The 2,314-nt window shown below is 70.9% G+C and carries 3 protein-coding genes; 1 reads left to right on the top strand and 2 read right to left on the bottom strand.

Annotation, left to right across the window (positions count from 1 at the left end; all coding sequences use genetic code 11):
• The first annotated feature begins 129 nt into the window (after positions 1-129).
• Positions 130-870 carry an SIMPL domain-containing protein gene (locus A5646_RS21785; RefSeq protein WP_067024119.1) on the top strand — a complete coding sequence of 247 codons (741 nt, stop codon included), beginning with the start codon at positions 130-132 and terminating at the stop codon, positions 868-870.
• 12 nt (positions 871-882) lie between these two features.
• On the opposite strand, the gene hpt is transcribed toward A5646_RS21785, so the two are convergent.
• Complete coding sequence (gene hpt / locus A5646_RS21780) at positions 883-1,494, bottom strand: hypoxanthine phosphoribosyltransferase (protein WP_066867244.1); 612 nt, start codon at positions 1,492-1,494, stop codon at positions 883-885.
• 50 nt (positions 1,495-1,544) lie between these two features.
• On the bottom strand, positions 1,545-2,314 hold a 770-nt coding region (locus tag A5646_RS21775), incomplete at its 5' end, for an ATP-binding protein (RefSeq protein WP_067024117.1).

Genomic DNA, 2,314 nt, shown 5'->3' with positions numbered 1-2,314 from the left:
AACGGGCTGTCGCACCTCATCATTCGCGTATGCGGGCTGAACGAAACCGGTGGCTTCGGCCGAAACGCCGACAACGCCGCGGCGTAAATCGCGCCCACCGACCGCGGCCCGGACGCTAGGGTGCCAGGCATGCCGGTCGCACCGAATGCCTCGAGGTTTGTCCGCCGATCGATCGCCGCGGTCGCGGCCGGCCTGACCATCGCCGCGGTGTCGGCGTGCGACAAGCACAACGCGCCGCAGCCCGGGGCCAACCCCCGTCAGGTCACGGTCGTCGGCACCGGCCAGGTCCAGGGCGTCCCGGACACCCTGACCGCCGACGTGGGCATCGAATTCACCGCACCCGACGTCACCACCGCGATGAACCAGACCAACGACCGGCAACAGGCGGTGATCAACGCACTGACCGCCGCCGGCATCGACCGTAAGGACATCAGCACCACCGAGGTCACCCTGTCCCCCGAATACAACAACCCGGAGCCCAGCGGCACCGCCGCCATCACCGCCTACCGCGCCACCAACGCCATCGCCGTCAAGATCCACCCGGCTGACGCCGCGTCGCGGCTGCTGGCCCTCATCGTCGGCACCGGCGGCGATGCCACCCGGATCAAGTCGGTTCGTTATTCCATCGCCGACGATTCGCAACTGGTGAAGGACGCCCGGTCCCGCGCGTTCAACGACGCCAAGAACCGCGCCGAGCAGTACGCCCAGCTGTCCGGGCTTCGGCTGGGCCGGGTGCTGTCCATCTCGGAGGCCACCGGTGCCACCCCACCGCCGGTCGGGGCGCCGCGGGCCATGCCGTCCATGGTTCCGCTGGAGCCCGGCCAGCAAACGGTGAACTTCTCGGTGACCGCGGTGTGGGAGTTGGACTAGCGGCGGTCGCGGCTACTGCTGGTAGACCCTGGGGTCCAGCGTGCCGATGTAGGACAGGTCCCGGTAGCGCTCGTCGTAGTCGAGGCCGTAGCCCACGACGAAGTCGTTGGGGATGTCGAAGCCCACGTAGGCGATGTCCACGTGCGCGCCCTGCGCGTCGGGCTTGCGCAGCAGCGTGCACACCCGCAGCGACCGCGGGTGCCGCGTCTTGAGGTTGCGCAACAGCCAGGACAGGGTGAGTCCCGAGTCCACGACGTCCTCGACGATCAGCACGTCGCGGCCCTCGATATCGCGGTCCAGGTCCTTTAGGATCCGCACCACCCCCGAGGAGGACGTCGACGACCCGTACGAGCTGACGGCCATGAATTCGAACTGGGTGGGCAGCGGGATCGCCCGGGCCAGGTCGGTGACAAAGATCACAGCACCCTTGAGCACCGTGATCAGTAGCAGGTCCTGACCGGTCTGCGTCGCGGCGTCGCGGTAGCTCTCGCCGATTTCGTGGCCGAGTTCGGCGATTCGCGCCTGAATTTGCGCCGACGTAAGCAGGACAGACTTGATATCCCCGGGGTAAAGCTCCGCGGGCTGAGCGGGGGTGATCGCCGAGGAGATCTGGGCCACGCCCACAGAGTGCCACGACGGCGGGCGAATAACCAACGGCAGCCCCGACATTGCGGTTAACGGACCGGCTCGCGCCACAGCGTCAGCAGGCCGTCGCGGCGGCCCGCGAACAATCTCTCGCCAGGCGACGACGACCCCACCGCCACCCCACCCTGCCCGCGCCAGCGGGTGACCAGGCCGTCGACCGCCCGGATTTGCTTGTCGGTCAGGCCGGTTGCGCCGCCGGCCAGCAGCCACGCCCGGATCACCCGGCGCCGCACGGGGGCGTCCAGCGCCGCCAGCGCCTGCACCCGCAGGCCGGCGTCCGCGCGGGCCCCCGGCAGCGCCTGGGCGGCCAGCGTGTCGAGCAGCTCGGAGTCCTCCCGCAACGCGGTCGCGGTGCGGGCCAGCGCCTCGGCCACGCCGCCGCCGAGCACGTCTTCCAGCAGCGGCAGCACCTCGGTGCGCAGCCGGGTCCGGGTGAAGCGGCGGTCGGTATTGTGCGGATCCTGCCAGGGCGTCAGGCCCAGCTCCCGGCACGCGGCGTGCGTCACCGCCCGGCGCACCGCCAACAGGGGCCGGCACCACGGCGGATCGTAGGGACGCATCCCGGCGATCGAGCGCACCCCGGATCCGCGGCCCAGGCCCAGCAACACCGTCTCGGCTTGGTCGTCGAGCGTGTGACCTAGCAGCACCGGGCCGCTGTGCTGGGCGCTCAACGCGGCGTAGCGGGCGGCGCGCGCCGCCGCCTCGGGACCGCCCTGGTTGCCCACCCGGACCCGAACCACTTGGGCCGCAACGCATCCCAATGCCAGGGCCTGAGCCCGCGCGGTGGCGGCGACGGCGG

It is taken from the genome of Mycobacterium sp. 1245499.0 (assembly GCF_001673615.1).
Lineage (GTDB): Bacteria > Actinomycetota > Actinomycetes > Mycobacteriales > Mycobacteriaceae > Mycobacterium > Mycobacterium europaeum_A.
This window is presented reverse-complemented; position numbering and strand designations above follow the sequence as displayed.

Bases quoted from the DNA above. Each gene is read 5' to 3' on its own strand.
- A5646_RS21785 (WP_067024119.1), top strand. From the start codon at position 130: ATGCCGGTCGCACCGAATGCCTCGAGGTTTGTCCGCCGATCGATCGCC.